Origin of the sequence: Vibrio sp. M260118 (assembly GCF_036533755.1) — a bacterium.
Lineage (GTDB): Bacteria > Pseudomonadota > Gammaproteobacteria > Enterobacterales > Vibrionaceae > Vibrio.
On the sequence record NZ_JATABG010000407.1, the window covers coordinates 1 to 2,962 of the forward strand.

Annotated in this window: 5 protein-coding genes; 2 read left to right on the top strand and 3 right to left on the bottom strand. The window is 42.8% G+C overall.

The annotated features are described in order from the left end of the window. Positions 1 to 215: NapC/NirT family cytochrome c (locus tag QTO00_RS17540; protein WP_331425921.1), on the bottom strand; the 215-nt coding region annotated here is incomplete at its 3' end. Between the two features lie 50 nt (positions 216 to 265). Beyond that, entirely contained in the window at positions 266 to 442 is a 177-nt protein-coding gene (gene torE, locus QTO00_RS17545) for a trimethylamine N-oxide reductase system protein TorE (protein ID WP_331425922.1), read from the bottom strand. A 429-nt stretch (positions 443 to 871) separates the two neighbouring features. On the opposite strand from torE, the gene QTO00_RS17550 reads away from it, so the two are divergent. Next, positions 872 to 1,657 (top strand): ABC transporter permease, encoded by a 786-nt coding sequence (locus QTO00_RS17550; RefSeq protein ID WP_331425923.1) that lies wholly within the window; start codon positions 872 to 874, stop codon positions 1,655 to 1,657. 239 nt (positions 1,658 to 1,896) lie between these two features. After that, positions 1,897 to 2,028 (top strand): hypothetical protein, encoded by a 132-nt coding sequence (locus QTO00_RS17555; protein ID WP_331425924.1) that lies wholly within the window; start codon positions 1,897 to 1,899, stop codon positions 2,026 to 2,028. A gap of 54 nt (positions 2,029 to 2,082) precedes the next feature. Here QTO00_RS17555 and focA read toward each other — a convergent pair whose 3' ends face one another. Further along, positions 2,083 to 2,928 (bottom strand): formate transporter FocA, encoded by an 846-nt coding sequence (gene focA, locus QTO00_RS17560; RefSeq protein WP_331425925.1) that lies wholly within the window; start codon positions 2,926 to 2,928, stop codon positions 2,083 to 2,085. Between the last annotated feature and the right edge of the window lie 34 nt (positions 2,929 to 2,962).

Sequence of the window (2,962 nt, forward strand, 5' to 3'; positions counted from 1 at the left end):
CAGTGAACTGTCTCTTGTAGCTCTACGTATACGTTTTCACGCATGGTATGACAGCTGACACAGAACTCTTCGGTGTTGGTAACCTCTAGCGCCGTGTTAAAGCCGCCCCAAAAGATAACACCAGCGATAAAGCCACCCATAGTCAGCACACCTAGGCTGATATGAACAGCTGGGCGCGTCATGGTACGCCACAGTTTAATGATTAATGATTTCATGGTTTGCTCTCTTAAAATCTCTTAAAAAATGTGGAATTGAGCTCAATGGCTTAGCCATGTACGCCTGGTGGTCCCATTACAAATACTTGCAGCATCCAAATTAGGAAGCCGTAGCCACCCACAAACGCCACACTTAAGACGGGAAAGAGAACAATCGCGATGAAGAGGAAAGACTTCCACTCCAGAGAGCGCTTTTCGCCACTCTCAATTTTGTTAACATCACTCATACATTTGCCTATTGTGTATCTAGTGTTATTTGGTAGGCCCTTGTCATCGAGCCAATTCTTTATCAATCTCTAATAGGAAATATTAGACCATACTCTTTGTAGGGTTCAATTAAATAAACCTTTTCCAGCCTAGTTATTCCGTACTTTTTTGAGCTCATCCAGAGTTGTGTTTGATCGTGTTTTTATGTGTTTAAATGCCATCAAATATGAACAATTATGAATGGAAACAAATCACTCACAACAAACCAAAATACATAACATTCAGGCTGTAAGTTCAGGCTTCGAAATGCCACTTTCGGCTGTCTTTTAGGGTGAGTTTGTAAATTAATTGTTTCAAAAGACGATGAAAATCCATCGTTTTCTCGCCACTAATATTTAGGTAGAGAGGTATCAACTCGCGTACAATAGCCGAGTAGAGGGAGGACGTTTATGAGCAGTGCTATTGATATTTCGTGGTTAACCTTGGGGCTATTTTTTAGCCTGTTAGTAATACCTTTACTGCTTAGCCGCTTCTATCAGTTAGGTATAGAGAGAGAAACATTAACCAGCGTCGCACGTATGACGTTGCAACTGCTGTTAGTCGGTTTCTATCTAGAGTTTTTATTTGAATACAATAGCTTGATTATCAATATTATCTGGATGGTATTGATGATCTTAATTGGTGCAAGCGCCATTGTCAGTAAAGCCAAACTACCGAAGAAGGTGCTATTACTGCCTGTTACTTTCGCCCTTGCAGCTTCACTGTTTCCTCTTCTGGCAGTGATTGCAGTGTTGGTTGTTCAGCCCCAGCCTTTATACAATGCGCAATACCTGATTCCACTGGCAGGAATGCTGCTTGGCAACTCGATGAGCGGTAACATTGTTGCTCTTCAAAACGTCTTTACCGCAATCGAAGAGCGAAAAAGCGAGTATGAAGCAGCAATAGCCCTAGGAGCCTCTCCAAGCTATGCCACACTCCCTTTTGTTCAAGATGCGATTCGACGCTCACTAGCCCCGACTCTAGCCACAATGACAACAAGCGGTCTAGTGACGCTGCCAGGAATGATGACTGGTCAAATTTTAGGCGGTGCGAGCCCGATCGTGGCAATTAAGTATCAAATTCTGATTATGGTTGCGATTTTCGTCATGATGTCGGTTTCTATTACTCTATCACTACGACTAGCAATCAAGCGGAGTATCAATAAACACGGGCGCGTACTCGTTCACCTTAACTAAACAAGAGGATCAATGCGCTAGCGAAACTCGACTTATGATCTTATCCACAGATTCTGTGGATAACCGTGGTGATACTTAATAAACAAACTCATAAGGTTAAAGCCAGCGTAGGCAATAAAGAAAAATAGCTTTTCATTCAGTTGCCTATAATTTAATTCACTATGTGTAATAAAGCTGTCATCCCCAGCTCTTAGGTTTAATACCAGTCGGGTTAATTCATCAAGCTTAAGGAGCGAGCTATGTTTACTGACCAACCCCTGCATGAAGTCGAGACCTTAGAGATTAATCTTGAGACGATGGAAAATTGGCTTATCGTTGAGCCAAATGAAATAGAACAAATTCAAAATATGAGTGCTATTGCGACTCACTAAAGATAAAAAAAAAGGCCCATTTGAAATGAGCCTTAAAAAACAGATAGATTGCGATTAATCACGTAAGTAAATTAACCAATACCACATGCCGACAAACACACCGCCACCAATGATATTGCCTAATGTCACTGGAATTAGGTTATTCATTACAAAATCGAGCATGTTGAGGTCAGCGTAGTCAGCAATATTCGCTCCCGTCATCTGCCAGAACTCAGCAGGCGCAAATGTTTTGATACCAATGGCCATTGGTACTTGGAACATGTTGGCGATACAGTGTTCAAAGCCTGCTGAAACAAACATGGCGACAGGCAAGATCATCACGGCAATTTTGTCAGTTAATGTACGACCACTGAAGGTCATCCACACCGCAATGCAAACCAACACATTACACATAACACCCAGCGCCACCGCTGAGTAAAAACTGTGGTGAAGTTTGTGCTGAGAAATCGCCATCGCATTCAAACCAACTTGGCCGTGGTCAAACATATACTGTTTGGTCATTAGCATACATACGACTAGCAGAAGTGCGCCAACTAAGTTTCCCGCATAAACAACGGTCCAGTGCTTAAACAGTGTTCGCCAAGTAATTTTTCCGCTCGCTCTAGCGACTAGCGTTAATACCGAACTAGTAAACAGCTCTCCGCCAGTCACAACCACCAAAATTAAGCCCAAGCTAAACGCCAAGCCCCCCAATAGACGAGTCACTCCCCAAGGTAGGTCTCCCGCGCCTGTGGTCACAATCGTATAAAAGACAAACGCAATACCGATATGAATCCCCGCTGATATCGCCATTAAGAATGACTTAGCAGGATCTTTGGTTGCTTTGCCTACGCCGATCTCCGCAGCGCGCTCTGCCATTTGTGGAGGAAGTAAAGAATCAAACTGGTGGTTTAAGTTCATCATGGGTGATACTAGCTAGATATGAATTTGAAGT

Excerpts from the sequence above, each read along its gene's own strand:
- QTO00_RS17555 (WP_331425924.1), top strand. The coding sequence starts at position 1,897 with ATGTTTACTGACCAACCCCTGCATGAAGTCGAGACCTTAGAGATTAAT.
- focA (WP_331425925.1), bottom strand. The coding sequence starts at position 2,928 with ATGAACTTAAACCACCAGTTTGATTCTTTACTTCCTCCACAAATGGCA.
- QTO00_RS17550 (WP_331425923.1), top strand. The coding sequence starts at position 872 with ATGAGCAGTGCTATTGATATTTCGTGGTTAACCTTGGGGCTATTTTTT.
- torE (WP_331425922.1), bottom strand. The coding sequence starts at position 442 with ATGAGTGATGTTAACAAAATTGAGAGTGGCGAAAAGCGCTCTCTGGAG.